Raw genomic sequence first — 16,336 nt, 5'->3', positions numbered from 1 at the left:
ATGAGATTTTTATTTTTTCTTGCGCTTGGATTTTCTTTGTTCTCTTGTTCTAATGATGGCGTTCTTGAAATTGATGAAAAAACAATAGTACTTCCAGATTTAAAATTGGGGGAGGCAGGATATGACAGTGTTCTTATTCGAAATTCTGGGAAGGGAGATCTTTATATTTCAAATGTTTATACAGATTGCTCTTGTACTTTGATTGATGATAACGAAATAATTCTTAGTCCTGAAGAATCGAAATACTTGAAATTTTCAATAAAACCAACCGTTACAGGATTTGTACAACAAATGATTGTCTTGAACAGTAACTCAAAAATAAGTAACAGTGAAATAATTTTAATTAGGGTAAAGGTTCACATTTGATTAAATGGAATAGTAAAGTAATAGTTAAAAGAGTTCTTTTTTCTTGTATTTTATTTTTGATAGATATGTCAAATAATATTTTTTGAGCAATACGTTTACTTTCAAATTCCACCTATCACTCTCCCATCCTCCATCTCAATAATTCGATGGGTTCCCGCTGCAAATTCCGGGTCATGGGTGACGATCAGCATGGTTTGGTTGAATTCTTCAGCCAGTTCTTTAAACTTATTAAAGACAATATCGGAGTTTTTCTTGTCCAAATTACCGGTAGGTTCATCGCCCATAATCAATAAAGGATCATTGATCAAGGCCCGGGCAATGGCTACCCGTTGCTTTTGACCTCCGGAAAGCTGATTGGCCTTTTTCAGCGCATGGTCTTCCATTTCGAATATTTTTAGCTTTTCCATCGCGCGATGCTCCAACTCTTCTCGGGAGTACTTACCTAGTTTTAAGCCTGGAATCATGACATTTTCCAAAGTTGAAAACTCATTCAGCAAATAATGAAACTGAAACACAAATCCGATTTTCTCATTTCGGATACGTGCCAAGTGGTCATGGTTTTTGTCGCTGATTAATTCCTGATCCAGGTGCAGCTTGCCTTGATAATCCGTGTCCATGGTAGATAGGATGTAGAGCAGCGTAGATTTGCCACAGCCTGATTTGCCGACAACCGACACGAATTCTCCCCGATTGATGGTGAAGGAGACCTGCTTGAGTACCTGATTCTTCACTGGGCTGTAAAAGTATTTGTCGATATTTTCGGCTTGTAGAACCTTCTTTTCAGTCTTGCTCATTTTCCTCTGATGATATCTACAGGATCTACTCCACTGGCTTTTTTGGCCGGAAAATACCCGGCCAGATAGGTGGTGATAATGCTAAATATTCCTCCGATAAGGTAGTACTGCGGATTGTAGTCCACCGGGAAGGTTTTGATCGTCGGGAGAGCCTCTGTCTCAAAAGGAACCTGATCGATCCCCAGACAGGCCAAAAAACCAAAGAGCAATCCCAAAGTCCCGCCTACCAATCCAATAGTCAAGGCGATGGTGATGAAAACCCGATTGACATCCGAACCGCTAAAACCAATAGCCTTCAATATGGCGATCGTGTCCAGCTTTTCATAGATCATCATATTGAGAATATTGTAAATCCCAAAACCGGAAACGACCAAGAGGGTAATTCCAACTGCATAACTAATCAGGGAACGAATCTGGGTGCCTGTTTCAAATTGAGCATTCACCGTCTGAATATCGTCTGCATCGATTCCGTAAATGGTTTCTAGTTCCCGTGCCATGGGAGGGGCGAGGTCCAGATTTTTGAGTTTTACCTGGATATCGGTGATAAAGGAGGGAGGCTCACCCAGCATTTTTTGTACAGTGGCGATGGAGGCAAAGCTATTGGCATTGTCATAGTCTCCCAATCCGGATTGGTAGTACCCGACCACTTTTAGTTGGATGCGATTACCTTGGGAGGTGGTAACCTGAATCACATCACCGATATCAGCGAGCATGCGATCTGCCAATCCTTTCCCGAGTATAATGGTATTGTTTTGAACCAATTCTTCCAGATTTCCAGCCGTTACATAGTCTGAAAAGGCAAAAAGTTGGGTTTCTTTTTCCACATCTATGCCATTGACCAAGCCAGTGAGATCGATGGTGCCGACATTAAAAAAGACCTGCGAGGAAATCTTTCGGCTGACCCCCAAAACCCGTGGGTCCTCCTCCAAATCCTGAATGATTTTACTGGCATTGTGAATGGCTAAACGACTGGTAGAAGGTTTGATGGATCGGATCACATTCCAGGCATCGGCAAACTCTCCCTTTTGATCAATGGGTTGATTGGGGTTGGGTTTGATTTCATTGTAAAAGCGGATGTGCGGTGTACGGTTGAGCACTAATCCATCGAGCATGGTATTCAATCCATTCATAAATCCCAATAAAGCCACAAACATGGTGATGCTAAAAAGTACGCCAACTGCTGCAATAGCGGTCTGTTTGAATCTCGCCAGCATCAAAGCGGTGGAAATCTCAAAAATCAGTGACCACTTCATCTTCATGGCTTGATGATTTCGGTGGTTTCGGTGATTCCTTCCAGAATTTGGGCATACTGGAAGTTTCGGATCCCCACTTTGACAGCGACCGTGTCTCCATCAGAGAGAATCACCTCTGAATCGCCAATCAGGTAGTTTCTAGGAATGACTAGCGCATTTTCAACAGCAGAAGTCAGAATATTTGCTTCCAGACTCAGATTAGGGTATAGGGAAGGTGGGGTATTGGTGAAAGTAGCCTCTACCTGAAAACTCTTGGATTTGGTGTCCATCAAGGGATAGATTTTCGTCACCTTTCCTTCAAAAATTTCGCCTGCGTAGCTATCCATACTCACCACTACTTCCTGATCGAGTTTTACTTTGGCAATGTCATATTCATCCACTTGTAACTCCATGATAAATTTTTCAGCATCACCAATGACTGCCACTACTGTTTGCGGTCCCACCATTTCGCCTTTTTCCTTGGGAAGAGAATAGACTCGACCATTCACTTGGCTTTTCAGCACGAAGTCACTTTCTAAGGCCCGGCTGATGGCAGCAGACTTGGCGGCACTTCGCGAGTTAAACTCAATCTCACGCTCCACATCCTGATATCGAAGCAGTGCCGACTGATAGTTGTTTTTGGAGTTTTCGTAGGCCAGTTTCCGTTGCTCCAATTCTACGATGGTTCCGATATTTTGCTTCCAGAGATTTTGCTGACGGGCATAGAGTAGCGAGTCATTTTGCAACCTACTTTTGGCAAAATCAATGGCCAACTGTAGATCGCGGAGCTTACTTTGATTCTGTTGGTAATCAGCAAATGCCTGAGCCAATTCGGCATTTTCTCTGCTTAATCGTTCGCGTTCATTATACACCGCCAAAATGGGGGTTCCTACTTCCACCAAGTCACCTTCCTTGACAAAAATCTCCTGAATAGGCCCTGTTCCGTTGGCAAAAGCTTCATATTGATTTAAGGCTTTGATATTGCCTGAAGCATAGACAGATTCGGTAATGTCGCTAATGAAGGGGGTAGTGGTTTCTTCCTCGGACGACATACAGGAGAAAAGACCCCAAAATGCCAGGATGCTTAGAAGTTTCGAACGGCTCATATTTGTTTTGAAAAGAATATCTACCAAAAGAAACCTGTTTTTAGCAGGATTTTCATGATAATTGTCAACTTACTCACAAATTCAAATCAAACAAAGGATTCTAATCACGGTTCTTCAAAGATGAAATCGAGCATGAGAGGATATCGCACATTGAAATAATTGTAAACCAAGCGAGATTCCATATGGCCTTCAAGAAAAAAATATATTCATATGAAAAAATATTCTCCGCTTTTCTTGGCAGTTTTTCTATTCGCTATTCAGTCATGCGCTTTCAAAGGTGTGGTTCGGGAAAAGAATATTCCCTACATCGAAGCTGATAATTCCTATGACCTACCTGCCAAGGAATTGAATGTCTTTTCGCCCAGAAAAGCAGCAAATCTTCCGGTTTTGTTATTTATCCATGGAGGAAGTTGGAATAAGGGGCGAAAGGAAATCTATGATTTTATGGGAAATCGACTGGCTCGAAGAGATGTGGTGACGGTGATTATTGATTATCCTTTGGCGCCTGATTATCAGGTAGACGATATGGAAAAAGCGACAGTTTTAGCAGTAGAATGGGTAGAAAAGAATATTTCCAACTACGGCGGAGATCCGGATCAAATCTTTGTTTCGGGCCATTCGGCAGGTGGTCATTTGGCGGCTTTAGCTGCAATCAAAAAGGAGCCTTGGGAAGAACTCGGCAGATCCAATCCCATCAAAGGGGCCATTTTGAATGATCCGGCTGGTTTGGATTGGTATTGGTTTCTTGAGCAGATGCGAGATAGACCCAATGGTACGGATAATTATGACGCTTTTACAGACAAGCCGAAAGTTTGGAAAGCTTACTCTCCAGTTTATTTTTTGGATGAAAATGAAGTGCCGCTATTATTGATGGAGGGAGAAAAGACCTACCCGGGTATTCGATTGACAGTGGAGCGATTTCGGGAGGAAGCTGAGGAAAAAGGAGTGGACTTGACCTATTCTTTTTATCCTAAAACCAAGCATATTCCCATGGTCACGCAATACTTCTGGACATGGAGCAAAGGCTATGATGATGTTTTAGGTTTTATTCAATCTCAGTCTGAGGACAGCATGCGTACGAGTTCCTCAGGAGAGACCACGGGTAAATAAGTATTGGAGAGCTTGAGAAAATCCCGGTCGGAAGTAACGATGGCTTCTATCTGATTTGAAAAACCAATTTGGTAAAAAATAGTGTCCTCAATATCTTTTGAATTCATACGAAGAGCATTTAAGACATCATTGCCATCACCTTCTACAAATTGAAAAAGAGGGACTATTACTTTTAATATTTCCTTAGTTTTTTCATAGTCTAGGTATTTTAAAAGGAAATAAGAGGCAGTTTGAATAAGACCTGTTGTGATAAATCCGGTAATTTTTCCTGTCTCTAAGCTTCTCGTAATTTTCTCAAAAACTTCAGGTTTATCTGTCCTCTTAATTGCAATATCAAGTACTACATTTACATCAAAGAAGATCTTCATAGCCCCATTTTTTAGCTTTAGCTTTGTAGTACTCTTCTTTGTAGTCGAAATCCTCGGGAAAATCAAATTTTGGCAGTGACTGCATGTACTCAACTAGGGACATTCCTTCGGGAAGTCCTGTTTTCCGGCTAACTAGCTTTTCAAAATGCTCTTCTACCAAACTTGAAATACTGGTTTCTTCTTTGGCTGCATATTGTTTGATTTTCTCAAGCAGCTTTTCGTCAATGGTAATATTTAGGCGCTTCTTCATTTAATGCGTATTTATTTATAATTATACGCATAATTTAGATTTTCTGCAAAAAGTTCATTTTCAGTTAGTTGTCGTCCTAACTCGGGTCCACATCCACTATCCAGCGAACGGACCGGAACTCTGGTCGGGATTGAAGCTCTTCTGTGATCTCTGCAAGTTTTTCTTTGAAGGTGGTTTGGGTAGCGCCAGATCGATCGAGCTTGATTAAGCTTTCGAATTGATACTGGTTTTTGACCCGTCCAATAATAGCCTTTTCAGGGCCTAGTACAATCTTCTTTACCGCAATTTGGGCCATTTCCCGATGAAGGGCGATGGCAGCTTTTTCGGCTGTTTTGAAGTCTGCATGTCGGGTCGTGATTTTCACCAGTTTGACATAGGGAGGGTAGAAAAACTTCCGCCTCTCCACCATTTCCTGTTGGAAAAATGAGCCATAATCCCCTGCAATCACTTTTGCGAAAATATCCTGATCCGGATTGCGGGTTTGGATGATGACTTTTCCCTTTTCGGCTCTTCGACCGGCTCGTCCAGCGACTTGGGTGATCTGCTGAAAGGCCCGCTCTCCTGCTCTGAAATCCGGGAAATTCAAGATTCGATCTCCATCCCAAATTCCCACCACCGTCACTCTTCCAAAGTCCAGGCCTTTGGTAATCATCTGTGTACCTACCAAAATATCGATCTGTCCCGATCCAAATTCATCCAAAATTCGCTGGTAGCCATATTTATTCCGGGTCGTATCCAAATCCATACGGCCTAATCGAGCTTCCGGAAAAAGTAAGGTCAGCGATTCCTCAATCCGCTCGGTTCCCATTCCCTTGGTAGAAAGTTGTGTGCTGCCACAAGCAGGACAGGAGGTAGGAACTTTCTCCTTATAGCCACAATAATGGCAGCGCAGCTCTTCGGTAAATTGATGGTAAGTCAGGCTTACGTCGCACTGTACACATTCCGCAGTCCAGCCGCAATCTTCGCATTGCACATAGGGAGAATATCCTCTTCGGTTCTGGAAAATCAGTACCTGCTCATTTTTGTCCAGTGCTTCCTGAATCTTCTCCCTCAAAAGTCTTGTGGAATTGAGTTTCAAAAGATTTTTCCTTCGATCAGCTCCTAAGTCTGCCAAAAAATAATCGGGGAGTTCAGCTTCACCAAAACGATACTTCAGTTCGACGTATCCATATTTCCCTTGCGAGGCATTGTAGAAAGACTCAAAGGAAGGAGTAGCCGAACCCAATAAGGTCTTAGCCTGATGAAAGTATGAAAGCATAATGGCCGCATCCCGAGCCTGAAATCGTGGAGCCGGATCAAATTGTTTATAACTAGCCTCATGCTCCTCATCCACGATGATCATCCCCAAGGAGTCAAAAGGTAGAAAGATGGAGGATCGGACACCCACCACAAAGGAAAAACGTCCGCTCAAAACCCCATTCCACACTTCGACCCGCTCATTGTCGGAATATTTGGAATGATAGACTCCCATTTTGGAACCAAAAACCTCCTTTAACCTGCTGACTATCTGTGTGGTTAAAGCAATTTCTGGAAGTAAAAGTAGAACTTGTGAACCGCTCTCAAGGACTTCCTGAATGAGTTGGATGTAGATTTCTGTTTTTCCGCTTCCGGTAATCCCATGCAGAAGTACCGTCTGTTTCTCTTCAAAATGACTCTTGATTTGACTTACAGCCTCCTGCTGAGAAGGAGATAATTGGGCTGGAACCCGCTCCGGTTCTACCTCTTGGAGGCGGTTGACGGTGACTTTGAAGCTTTCAAATATTCCATTTTTGATCAGGGTCTTAAGCGAACTTTCCGAATCTCCTTCTTCCAAGATCGTGGCCTTGTCCAGTCCCTTTTCATTGAGTTCAGGTTTTTGGAAAACCGGTACATCCCGCAGGTATTTCAAAAGGATGGATTCCTGCTTTTCCTTTCCGGAAAGCTGCTCAAAGATTACCTCCAAAGCCTTCTTGTCCTGAGCCAAATCCTCTCGAAGACGAATGCGGGTTTCGATTTTCGGTGTGTATTTTTCCTGAACTTTTTCAAAAATCAGAATAGCTTCTTTGGCCACCAAGCTTTTCAAAATCGGTGTGACCGTTTTGATTCCAAGGATTTTCTCGCAATCCTCATAAGTTAGCTCCTTTTGATTTTCGAGTGCATCGAGGATTTTCTCCTCCCGCTCATCAAGGGGATAGGCTGCGTTTTCCCGCTCAAAATCCGGATTGGATTGAATCTTTGATTCACTGGAAAGTCGAAGCCCCGAAGGGAGCGCGGCATGCATTACTTCCCCGATATGGCAGCAATAGTAATCGGCCATCCAAGCCCAAAATCGGATCTGAAGGGGATTGACAGAGGGGCGCTCATCCAGGACTTCCAAAATAGGCTTGGCCTCGTAGGCTTGAGGAGCTTTATTGTGAACCTTTCCGATGATTCCGGTTAGAATCTTTTTTCTTCCAAACTGGACGATTACCCGTGCACCGATTTGGATCTCTGAGGAGAGATTTCGGGGTATTTTGTAGGTAAACATCCTGGGAATGGGTACCGGCAAAATGATGTCCGCAAAGGAAAAACCCGATTCATTTTGGGTGATCTCATTTTCTCCAAAAAGGCTCAGCACTAGGTCAGTTCAAATAAGGGATTTGCGATAAAGCTTCATCTACACGGCTTACCGGTCTTCGGCAGGCATGATCGAAACAAACATAAATTAAGGCATTTCCGGTCGAATCCGGAGTTTTTCCTTTCAAAATCGGGGCAGTTTCTGTCGATTTTTCTGACCAAGCCAATGCAATATTGCTGGGCTGTTTTTCCAAAAGTTCCAATGCCAAGGATTCTGCACCCTTTCCTACGATTCCAATCTCTGCCGTCGGAACCACCGTTTCCAAGAGTAAACTTGCCCAATTACACAGGAAACCAGGCTCTTTGAGAATGAGCTCCTTCATCTTTCGAAGCATAGCCTCGGCAAACTCTCCATATTTTTTCTCATAAGTGAATAGTGCCAATCGATGGAGATTTCTGGCCATGATGGAATTGGAGGCAGGAATCACATTGTCAAAAAGTTCCTTTTTGTTGGCGATGAGTTTTTCGGCCTTGGGGTTATTGAAATAGAAAAAGCCCTCCTTTTCGTCATAGAAGTTTTCCAAGCTAAAGTTCGTCAAAGTTCTAGCAAAGTCCAGTAAATCACTTTTTCCGCTTACTTCGAAAGCCTTTAGCGCAGCTTCAATGACGGCTGCGTAATCTTCCAAGAATCCAGGAGTGTAGGCTTGTCCATTTTTATAGCTTCGAAATAATACACCATCCACCATCAGTTTTTCCTGAATGAATTTCAGATTGTTCAAAGCTAAATCCAGCATCCGCCTTTCACCAGTGGCGATATAAGCCTGAATCAAACCAGTGCTCATCAAGCCATTCCAACCGGCTAGAATCTTATCATCTTTTCCAGGGAAAATGCGCTGATTTCGATTTTCTAAAAGGGTAGTCTTAATTGCTTTCAATTTTTCGAGCAATTCCGCTTCGCTCATGTTGAATTCCTCCGATACTTCCCGATAGGAGGAGGTTTGAAAAAGGATGTTGACTCCGTCTTCCCAATTTCCGTGGATTTTCAAATTGTAAAGCTTTCGAAGCCAAGGCATCTCATCGCCCACAAGTTTTTCTAATTCGGAATAGCGCCAGGTATAGAATTTACCTTCCACTCCTTCGCTATCTGCATCTTGGGCTGCTTCGAAACCTCCTTCGCTAGTCAGCATCTCAGCCTCCAGCCAATCGACCGTTTCATTCACTTTTTCTAAGAAAAATGAATCTCCACTGACCTGATAGGCTTTGGCAAAAAGCTTTAAAAGTTGCCCATTGTCGTAAAGCATTTTTTCGAAGTGTGGCGCAAACCATTCCCCATCTACGGAGTATCGGGCAAATCCACCCCGAAGCTGATCGTAGATTCCACCCATTCCCATTTTTTTGAGGGTAAAGAAGACCGCTTCCTTTAGCTCATCCCTTTTGGAGGTGATGCTATAGTCCAAGGTGAAATCCCAAATCGCTGGCATGGGGAATTTGGGGATGCGGTTCATACCACCCCATTCCTTGTCAAACTGCGCGCTGAGTTTGGTGATCACTTCGCTTAAGTCATCTGCACTAAAATCCTCCTCTGATTCCTTGATTCCGTACTTTTCTATCTCAGAGCGGCTGAGGGAGCGCCCAAATCCTTCGGCACTTTCCGCCAACTGATCCTCGTGCTTTTTAAAAGCATCTGCGATATTGGCAAGCAAGCGTGTCCACTGCTCATTTTTGAAGTAGGTGCCTCCGTAGAAAGGTTTTTGGTTGGGCATCAGAAAAACATTCAAGGGCCATCCTCCCTGCAATCCCATGGCCTGCACGGCATCCATGTAGATATTATCCAAGTCGGGCCGCTCTTCCCGGTCTATTTTGATGCAGACAAAATGCTCATTCATCAGTTCGGCCGTCAGCTCATCTTCAAAACTCTCATGTTCCATCACATGACACCAATGGCAAGCGGAATAGCCGATGGAAACTAGAATAGGTTTGTTTTCCTTTTTGGCTTTTTCGAGTGCCTCCGGACCCCAAGGAAACCAATCGACGGGGTTGTTGGCGTGTTGGAGAAGGTAGGGAGACTGAGAAGATGCAAGACGATTCATTAATTGAAAGATTTGAAAATTGGAAGATTGAAAAATTAGGAGTTCAACTTTTCCAATTCAGTTGTGACAAGTTTCATTTCTTTTGAAAAGTCGAATTCCGTACCCATTTGTTCCAGTTTGGACCTTAGGTTTTGAAGAAATTTGAGATGGGAGTCACTTTCCGGGTTCAGGGGACGATGAGCCAATTCTCGTTGGATTTTTTGAATTTCAGAAATCTTGATTTGGGTTTCTTTTGGAAAATAGGTCTCTGAGAATCGCTTCCAAATGTAGTTTTCTGCTTCTGCCGTGGGATGAATTCTATCCTCCTTGTAAAATCGATAGTCCCGCAATTCATCCATCATAATTTCGTATGCGGGGAAATAGCTGACAGATTCTAGTTTTTTTTCCAGCTCATGGCAAAGCACACAAAGGATACTTTTACTCAATTGATTCTCCGGAATCCCGTTTTTGATATGACGAACCGGGCTGACCGTGAGAATGAATTTTAAGTTTGGATTGCTCCGAGAGATATTTCCAAGAGTAATTTCCAAGTCCAAGAGCATTTTTTGCATGGAGGAAAGTTTTTTCTCGAAAATCTTTTGCGGCTGCTTATGGCAATTGGCAACCGATCCAAAATTCTGGTGCTCGTAAATCCAGGCTGTTCCGAAAGTCAAAATCAAATGGGTGCCTGTAGAAAGATACTCATGGGTTTCTTGAATTTTTTTATTCCATTTTTGACGAAGTTCTTCGATACTCTTTCCGACTAAATCGGAATGGGCTTTATAGTGAAAATAGAGTCCATCTCTTTCTAAAACACCTGATTCATCCATGGAATCATTAAATAGTGCATGGTCAAGCAATCGGTTTAAAATTTTGGGATGGAATATGGTACCAAAAGGATTGGTTAAAACGTCAAATTTGCAGCTTTCCAGTTTGCTTCCTACCACTTGTGCAAAGCAGGATCCCATGCTGAGGACTTTAGAATGATGAGAAATCGGAGCGGATGCAGGAGGTATTTCGAATGAAGTAAACCAGTTCATACATCGAATTTACAGATTCTCCGGAGGTCCTTTTGAATATTATTCATTAGATTTTTAAAAAATAATTTGAAAGATGTGTGATTTTTTATGTGAAGTCCAGACTAATAGATCAAAAGCTAATTCATGAAGCGCGAGGACGAATTCATTCAACTCATTCAGGAAAATCAAGCATTGATCTATAAGATCGCGACGATTTATACGCGGGATCGGGAAGAGCAGCAGGACTTGTATCAAGAGGTGGTCTATCAGACTTGGAAATCTTTTGATCAATTCAAAAAAGCTGCGAAGCCTAGCACTTGGTTGTATCGAGTTGGGATGAATACGGCGATCACTCATCTCAATCGCTCCAAAAAACGGGTAGCTGCAGTACCCATGGAAGGGATGGAGTTTGACTTGATGGATGAGACTGATTCTCAAAAGGAAGAGCAAATCCGACAGCTTTATGCGGAAATCCGAAAGTTGGGATTGCTGGACCGAGGAATTGTTTTTCTCTTTCTGGAGGGAAAAAGTCATGAGGAAATATCCGAGATCGTCGGCATCACTTCCAGCAATGTGGGAACACGACTATCGCGAATCAAGGAAAAGCTAAGAAAAGGAGTACAAACCACTAAAGCCCACTAATCATGGAACTCGAGGAAATGAAATCAATCTGGGGTGAACTCAGTGGAAAAGTAGAAAATCAAGAAAAAATCAAAAAAGAAGAACTCATGAAAATGACTAAAAAGAAATATCATAACAGTCTGGGAACCATCTATTTTCCAGAAATATTGGGAGCAGTGATTTGCTTTGCTTATGCAGGATTCTTTGTCTTTCAGATCGACAAGCTAGAGATATTTGCCAATCAACTATTCGCGATATTCAACACGATCTTGATGATCGTCTTACCGATTATCAGCTTGGTGATGCTCTATCGATTCAGCCGGCTCAAAATCAGTGATAAGAGTCCGATGGAACTGCTCGAAAAATTCAAAAAAGACAAGCAGTTTTACCGTGATTTCCAAATTGTGACAGTAGTGCTTTCCGGACTTTTTGCCATGACTGTTTTACCCCCACTTGCTGAGTTAATGGGCAAAGTGGATATGTTGTCCAATCCAAATTTCTGGATGATTTATGTGCCAATAGGGGTGATTTGTGTCTTCTTCTTTGGAAGATGGACCGTAAAAAAGTATTCCCGAGCACTGGAAAAAGCGCAGGAAGTAATCGAAGGGATAGAAGAGTGAAAAAGGGGCTAGTCCCCTTTTTTTATTACTTCCCAAAACCGATGCACTTGCAAGTCTCCAAAACCATAGATAGGAAGCCTTCTCTGAAATTCCTGAAAAGTCTTTTCAAAGCCCCAATCTGGATAAGCAGCTTGGATTTCTTTCAACGTTTCGATAGGAAGTCCTTCTGAGTCTTTTGATGGGATCATCGCTTTCCAAGCCTGAATCGCAGAAACTAAGAATGAAAACTTTTCAGGCAAAGATTCCGAAATTTCAAGCGCTTTGTCAGGTTCTTCTCTTTGGAAGTATGCCCAAAGCTTGCCGAAGGCTTCAAAATCTGATGAATCCAAAACGGTTGCTTGATTCAATTGATCAATCAACAGTTTGGAAGTCAGGTGTGCAAACGAGTAGGGGGAGGAATTACCGGGAAGCACCAGATGAGCTTCTTCAAGAGAATCAGGCAAAAGAGTTATGGCTTTCCAAAGATTGAGCTGACAGAAGAGATCTTCCTCAAACCAAAGATAAACCCTTGCTCCTCGGGGGATTTGAGTAATCCTTAGAATCTCAGCTTTAGAAAAGGAAATGTAGTCTTTTTCTCCATAGTGCTTTTCTAGAAACGCTTTTCGGATCTTCCAAAACTCCTCTTCCGTATGTGCATAAACTGGTCCATCGATCAGGCATTCCCTGAACATGATTTTCTCACCCGGTATTTCTTTTGGGAATTGCTCAGCTAAGGAGTCTCCATTCAGAATATGGAACGTCATTTTGTTGGGTATTTTGCCTTCATATAGTCATAAGACTTTTTGATCAGCTCCCGCAAAACTTGCTCATCTACATCGCTCAATTTGTTGATATACAGGCAAGAGGCACCAGTCTTGTGTTTGCCAAGTTTTGCAAAAAGCTCTTCGAAACTAGTTTCCATGCAGCCCAATAAGTACAAGGAAAGGGAAGTTTTGCGCGGAGAAAAGCCAACGATGAGGAAGTCACCTTCTCGACCGCTTTCATATTTGTAGTGGTATTGTCCGAAGCCTACGATAGAAGGTCCCCACATTACAGGCTTTTCTCCCGTGACTTCTTCCATGATTTGCTTGATTCGGAATGCATCTTCCCGTTTTTTGAGCGATTCTACCTGATTGAGAAAATCATCCACTGAGGCATCGGTAGGTTGGGTTTTGTTTTCTGCCATGGCTAGTCCATTAGGTGGTTTTGGAGAAAGTTAGCAGTTTCATTAGAAACCCGAATCATATTTTCCCATTTCATCCAATGGTGGGTATCCCCGGGGATTAGGATGAATTCGTAGGGCTTTTTCAATTCATCAAAGCGTCTGATCAAATTGGTGGTTTGGGATACGTTGACATTGCGATCATCATCGGAGTGGATGAAAAGAACCGGGCTGGTCCAAGTATCCAAATCAGCGATTGGAGAGGAGTTCCAAGCTATTTCTTTTGCTTTTTCATAGTCAGGAGCTATCTCATAGCCTTCAGGCAGATCGTATCTTCCATCCAAGTCATGTACTCCGTGGATATCCACACCCACCTTGAACAAGTCCGAATCCCGAGCCAGAGCCAAAGCCGTGAGATAGCCTCCGTAGCTTCCTCCATAGATTCCAATTTTATTCCCATTGACTTGAGGTAAATTAGCTAAGAATTCTCCTCCGGCCTTCACATCCTGGTATTCTACTGCCCCTTGATAGTAGCCGTAGGCAGGTCGGTGAAACTCATAGCCATACCCAATTCCCAAGCGGAAATTCACTGAAAGGACCACAAAACCCATTTCAGCCAGATACTGATTCAGCGCATAGGTATTGGTGTAATAATCCATATAACTCCAACCTAAAAGCATCTGTCGCTGAGGGCCTCCATGGACGAAAACTACTCCTGGCTTTTGAGAAGAACCGCCTTCTTTTTCAAAGAGCTGCCCATAGACAGTCGTCCCATCTGCAGCGGTGAATTTGACCTGTTTTGGAGTGATCAATTGCTTTTCAGGAAAATCAGCAGGGATTAGGTTGGATTGAAGTACTAGAGTTTCATCTTCTTTTTTAACTGTAACCAAATGAGGTCTTTGAGCGGTAGCAGAGAAGTATGCTAAATTTCCATTTGCTAAAGCGACCGGATAGGCTTCTATTCCTTCTCCGGTAGTTTCCCAGTTCAGTTGTTTACTCTTTAAATCTACCGAACCAATATGCCTGCGGTCCTTGTCTGCTTCAGTTGGGCCATAGTTTGCTGAAAAGACCACTCGATTGCCATCCGGACTTAGCTTGATTTGCTCCACCATGTAATCACCTGGGGTGAGCAGAGTTTCTTTTTTGCTTTGCAAATCCAAGGCATAGAGATGCTGCCAACCATCATGGTAGGACTCGAAAACCAGCTCATTTTCATTGGGATAAGAGAAAAAGAAAGAGCGATAAGACCCTCTCAAAGTTTCAGGAGCTTTCCAAAGCATTTTGGCTTCTCCGGTGGCTACATATGCATGCCAGATTTCCCAAGGAGCATGTCTTGGCTCCAAAAGCGGAAAAGCCGCACCTGTTCCACCAAGAGTTTTGATAAAGGCGAGTTTACTGCCATCGGGTGACCATTTCGGTTGGGAATAGCGGTGAAATGAAGGTGCGATAAACTGAATGGGATTCTCGGCATCCCGATAAATGCCTAGCAGCTGATGACCTCCTCGGTTGACCGTGAATGCTAGGCTTTTTCCGTCAGGAGAATATTCCATGGAGTTGACGGATCCTTTAATGTCAAATAATTGGGAGGGCTCCAAATCTTTTGCTAGATCGATGGTAAAGACTTTCCCACTTTTCAAAAAAGCCAAAGTAGAACCAGGGCCCACCACCAAATCATCGCCTTCACCGATGATACTTATTGCTTGAGTGGTTAGGTTGATTTTCCAGATTTCCACTTTCGGAAGCGTAGGAAGATTGTCCACATTCACAGTGGAGGAGTATAGGTATCCACCGTGATCTCCACCTCGTACGAATATCAACCAATTTCCATCCTGGGAGAAGCGCAAGCCGGTGATTTCCTGCCCATCATCCTTGTCAAATGAAGTGAGTTTCTCAGGATTGAAATCCGGGGCTTTGGCATAGTACACATTTCGCTTTCCCTGATCATACATAGCCCAGGCGAGTTGGCTGCCGGTTTGGTCCGCTGTGAGTTCGGAAGGGAAGGTGAATTTACCCACCTGCTCCATGGTGAAGGACTGGGCGAAAACGCTTTGAAATGAATAAAGTAAGAGGATAACAAGGAGTCGGGTTTTCATTTTATTCTTTAGATAGAAGTTTTTCAAGTTCATGTGCAAGTTCTTCCTTTTCCGGAAGATACAGTTGGTATTGACTTACAAAAAGCTGGTTACTGATATTATCTGTGGCATATTCTACCAGAATCTGATCTTTGTAAGCTCCAAGAACGATTCCAATCGGTGGATTGTCGCCTTCGACATTTTCTTCTTTTCTGAAATAATTGAGGTATAGGTTCATCTGACCAATATCCTGATGGTCTATTTCGCCTCGCTTTAGATCAATGAGAACAAAACACTTTAAGATTCTATGGTAAAAAACCAAATCCACATAAAAGTGTCTGTTGGCCAAACTGATGCGATATTGTTGTCCGATAAAGGCAAAACCTTTTCCCAGTTCCAATAGAAAGCCTTGGAGGTTTTGGATCAATTGAGTTTCTAGCTCACCTTCCGAGTAGGTAGGTTGGTTTTGAAGACCCAAAAACTCAAAGACATAGGGATCTTTGATTATGTCTTTTGGATGCTGTATTTCCGCTCCCTTTTGGGATAAGAGAAGAATATCTTCCTTTTCCTTGCTCAATGCCAATCTGTGAAAAAGCATACTCTTCATTTGTCGTTTCAGCTCCCGAACTGACCAGTTCTCCTTTTGGCATTGTTTAGTGTAGAAACTGATTTCTAATTCGTTATCGGATTTTAAAATTTCATAATAATGTCCCCATCCTAATTTGTGGGACAGTGTCCCACTATTTGGAAATGCGATGTAAAGTTTTCTCATATAGAACAAGTTTGACCTTCCGAACCCTTTTCCAAACTCCAAAGTCAAATCTCGGGAAAGCCGATCCAGAAGATTGGAACCATACTCCGACTTTGCTTCTCCTCCTTGTTCAAACTCTACGATGTGTCTGCCGATTTGCCAGTAGGTCTGAACCAAAATGGTGTTGACTGCTCGCCCAGCTTGCTCTCTTCCAGCTATAAGAAGCTGGCTGATCTCCTTCTTTAATGAGGTGTAGCCGTTGGTTTGAGGGGAGTTTTCCAT

General features: G+C 42.9%; 16 protein-coding genes. 4 read left to right on the top strand and 12 right to left on the bottom strand.

The features are described 5' to 3' along the window. A partial coding sequence (locus OU792_RS14865; RefSeq protein WP_134202744.1) for an Ig-like domain-containing protein occupies window positions 1-366 on the top strand: 366 nt, incomplete at its 5' end. A 101-nt stretch (window positions 367-467) separates the two neighbouring features. Here OU792_RS14865 and OU792_RS14860 read toward each other — a convergent pair. From OU792_RS14860 to OU792_RS14850, 3 genes are read right to left on the bottom strand one after another with little or no spacing between them, the layout of a single operon-like run. Next, window positions 468-1,160 carry an ABC transporter ATP-binding protein gene (locus OU792_RS14860; protein ID WP_134202743.1) on the bottom strand — a complete coding sequence of 231 codons (693 nt, stop codon included), beginning with the start codon at window positions 1,158-1,160 and terminating at the stop codon, window positions 468-470. Then, complete coding sequence (locus OU792_RS14855) at window positions 1,157-2,413, bottom strand: ABC transporter permease (RefSeq protein WP_134202803.1); 1,257 nt, start codon at window positions 2,411-2,413, stop codon at window positions 1,157-1,159. The genes OU792_RS14860 and OU792_RS14855 overlap by 4 nt, the downstream gene beginning before the upstream one ends. A gap of 2 nt (window positions 2,414-2,415) precedes the next feature. Continuing rightward, window positions 2,416-3,498: an efflux RND transporter periplasmic adaptor subunit gene (locus OU792_RS14850; RefSeq protein WP_134202742.1), complete on the bottom strand. Its 1,083-nt coding sequence runs from the start codon at window positions 3,496-3,498 to the stop codon at window positions 2,416-2,418. A gap of 210 nt (window positions 3,499-3,708) precedes the next feature. Between OU792_RS14850 and OU792_RS14845 the strand changes: the two genes are divergently transcribed. After that, on the top strand, window positions 3,709-4,608 hold the full coding sequence (locus tag OU792_RS14845; protein ID WP_134202741.1) for an alpha/beta hydrolase: 900 nt from the start codon (window positions 3,709-3,711) through the stop codon (window positions 4,606-4,608). Here the strand turns inward: OU792_RS14845 and OU792_RS14840 are convergent. The 5 genes from OU792_RS14840 to OU792_RS14820 form a co-directional block, all read right to left on the bottom strand. After that, window positions 4,554-4,976: a type II toxin-antitoxin system VapC family toxin gene (locus OU792_RS14840; RefSeq protein ID WP_134202740.1), complete on the bottom strand. Its 423-nt coding sequence runs from the start codon at window positions 4,974-4,976 to the stop codon at window positions 4,554-4,556. The two genes, OU792_RS14845 and OU792_RS14840, sit on opposite strands and share 55 nt — an antisense overlap. After that, entirely contained in the window at window positions 4,960-5,226 is a 267-nt protein-coding gene (locus tag OU792_RS14835) for a DUF6364 family protein (RefSeq protein WP_026947489.1), read from the bottom strand. Before OU792_RS14835 ends, OU792_RS14840 begins: the two co-directional genes overlap by 17 nt. A 76-nt stretch (window positions 5,227-5,302) precedes the next feature. Continuing rightward, entirely contained in the window at window positions 5,303-7,822 is a 2,520-nt protein-coding gene (priA, locus tag OU792_RS14830; protein ID WP_274670577.1) for a replication restart helicase PriA, read from the bottom strand. A gap of 4 nt (window positions 7,823-7,826) precedes the next feature. Continuing rightward, window positions 7,827-9,851: a thioredoxin domain-containing protein gene (locus tag OU792_RS14825; RefSeq protein ID WP_134202739.1), complete on the bottom strand. Its 2,025-nt coding sequence runs from the start codon at window positions 9,849-9,851 to the stop codon at window positions 7,827-7,829. 35 nt (window positions 9,852-9,886) lie between these two features. After that, window positions 9,887-10,870 carry a GSCFA domain-containing protein gene (locus OU792_RS14820; protein WP_274670576.1) on the bottom strand — a complete coding sequence of 328 codons (984 nt, stop codon included), beginning with the start codon at window positions 10,868-10,870 and terminating at the stop codon, window positions 9,887-9,889. Between the two features lie 123 nt (window positions 10,871-10,993). Here OU792_RS14820 and OU792_RS14815 point away from each other — a divergent pair, with 123 nt between their 5' ends. Continuing rightward, entirely contained in the window at window positions 10,994-11,491 is a 498-nt protein-coding gene (locus OU792_RS14815; RefSeq protein WP_026947493.1) for an RNA polymerase sigma factor, read from the top strand. Window positions 11,492-11,493: 2 nt separating this feature from the next. Then, window positions 11,494-12,090: a hypothetical protein gene (locus OU792_RS14810; RefSeq protein ID WP_134202737.1), complete on the top strand. Its 597-nt coding sequence runs from the start codon at window positions 11,494-11,496 to the stop codon at window positions 12,088-12,090. Window positions 12,091-12,098: 8 nt separating this feature from the next. Here OU792_RS14810 and OU792_RS14805 read toward each other — a convergent pair whose 3' ends face one another. From OU792_RS14805 to OU792_RS14790, 4 genes are read right to left on the bottom strand one after another with little or no spacing between them, the layout of a single operon-like run. Next, window positions 12,099-12,833: a DUF1835 domain-containing protein gene (locus OU792_RS14805; RefSeq protein WP_134202736.1), complete on the bottom strand. Its 735-nt coding sequence runs from the start codon at window positions 12,831-12,833 to the stop codon at window positions 12,099-12,101. Continuing rightward, window positions 12,830-13,255, bottom strand: coding sequence for a DUF1801 domain-containing protein (locus tag OU792_RS14800; protein ID WP_134202735.1), 426 nt, complete (start codon window positions 13,253-13,255; stop codon window positions 12,830-12,832). The genes OU792_RS14805 and OU792_RS14800 overlap by 4 nt, the downstream gene beginning before the upstream one ends. 2 nt (window positions 13,256-13,257) lie before the next feature. Next, the gene (locus OU792_RS14795; RefSeq protein WP_274670575.1) at window positions 13,258-15,324 is read right to left on the bottom strand and encodes a S9 family peptidase; all 2,067 of its coding nucleotides are present in this window, start codon (window positions 15,322-15,324) and stop codon (window positions 13,258-13,260) included. 1 nt (window position 15,325) lies between these two features. After that, on the bottom strand, window positions 15,326-16,336 hold the full coding sequence (locus OU792_RS14790; protein WP_274670574.1) for a PDDEXK nuclease domain-containing protein: 1,011 nt from the start codon (window positions 16,334-16,336) through the stop codon (window positions 15,326-15,328).

Origin of the sequence: Algoriphagus sp. NF (assembly GCF_028823735.1) — a bacterium.
Lineage (GTDB): Bacteria > Bacteroidota > Bacteroidia > Cytophagales > Cyclobacteriaceae > Algoriphagus > Algoriphagus marincola.
This window is presented reverse-complemented; position numbering and strand designations above follow the sequence as displayed.

Excerpts from the sequence above, each read along its gene's own strand:
- OU792_RS14860 (WP_134202743.1), bottom strand. The coding sequence starts at position 1,160 with ATGAGCAAGACTGAAAAGAAGGTTCTACAAGCCGAAAATATCGACAAA.
- OU792_RS14855 (WP_134202803.1), bottom strand. The coding sequence starts at position 2,413 with ATGAAGTGGTCACTGATTTTTGAGATTTCCACCGCTTTGATGCTGGCG.
- OU792_RS14850 (WP_134202742.1), bottom strand. The coding sequence starts at position 3,498 with ATGAGCCGTTCGAAACTTCTAAGCATCCTGGCATTTTGGGGTCTTTTC.
- OU792_RS14845 (WP_134202741.1), top strand. The coding sequence starts at position 3,709 with ATGAAAAAATATTCTCCGCTTTTCTTGGCAGTTTTTCTATTCGCTATT.
- OU792_RS14840 (WP_134202740.1), bottom strand. The coding sequence starts at position 4,976 with ATGAAGATCTTCTTTGATGTAAATGTAGTACTTGATATTGCAATTAAG.
- OU792_RS14835 (WP_026947489.1), bottom strand. The coding sequence starts at position 5,226 with ATGAAGAAGCGCCTAAATATTACCATTGACGAAAAGCTGCTTGAGAAA.
- OU792_RS14825 (WP_134202739.1), bottom strand. The coding sequence starts at position 9,851 with ATGAATCGTCTTGCATCTTCTCAGTCTCCCTACCTTCTCCAACACGCC.
- OU792_RS14820 (WP_274670576.1), bottom strand. The coding sequence starts at position 10,870 with ATGAACTGGTTTACTTCATTCGAAATACCTCCTGCATCCGCTCCGATT.
- OU792_RS14815 (WP_026947493.1), top strand. The coding sequence starts at position 10,994 with ATGAAGCGCGAGGACGAATTCATTCAACTCATTCAGGAAAATCAAGCA.
- OU792_RS14810 (WP_134202737.1), top strand. The coding sequence starts at position 11,494 with ATGGAACTCGAGGAAATGAAATCAATCTGGGGTGAACTCAGTGGAAAA.
- OU792_RS14805 (WP_134202736.1), bottom strand. The coding sequence starts at position 12,833 with ATGACGTTCCATATTCTGAATGGAGACTCCTTAGCTGAGCAATTCCCA.
- OU792_RS14800 (WP_134202735.1), bottom strand. The coding sequence starts at position 13,255 with ATGGCAGAAAACAAAACCCAACCTACCGATGCCTCAGTGGATGATTTT.
- OU792_RS14795 (WP_274670575.1), bottom strand. The coding sequence starts at position 15,324 with ATGAAAACCCGACTCCTTGTTATCCTCTTACTTTATTCATTTCAAAGC.
- OU792_RS14790 (WP_274670574.1), bottom strand. The coding sequence starts at position 16,336 with ATGGAAAACTCCCCTCAAACCAACGGCTACACCTCATTAAAGAAGGAG.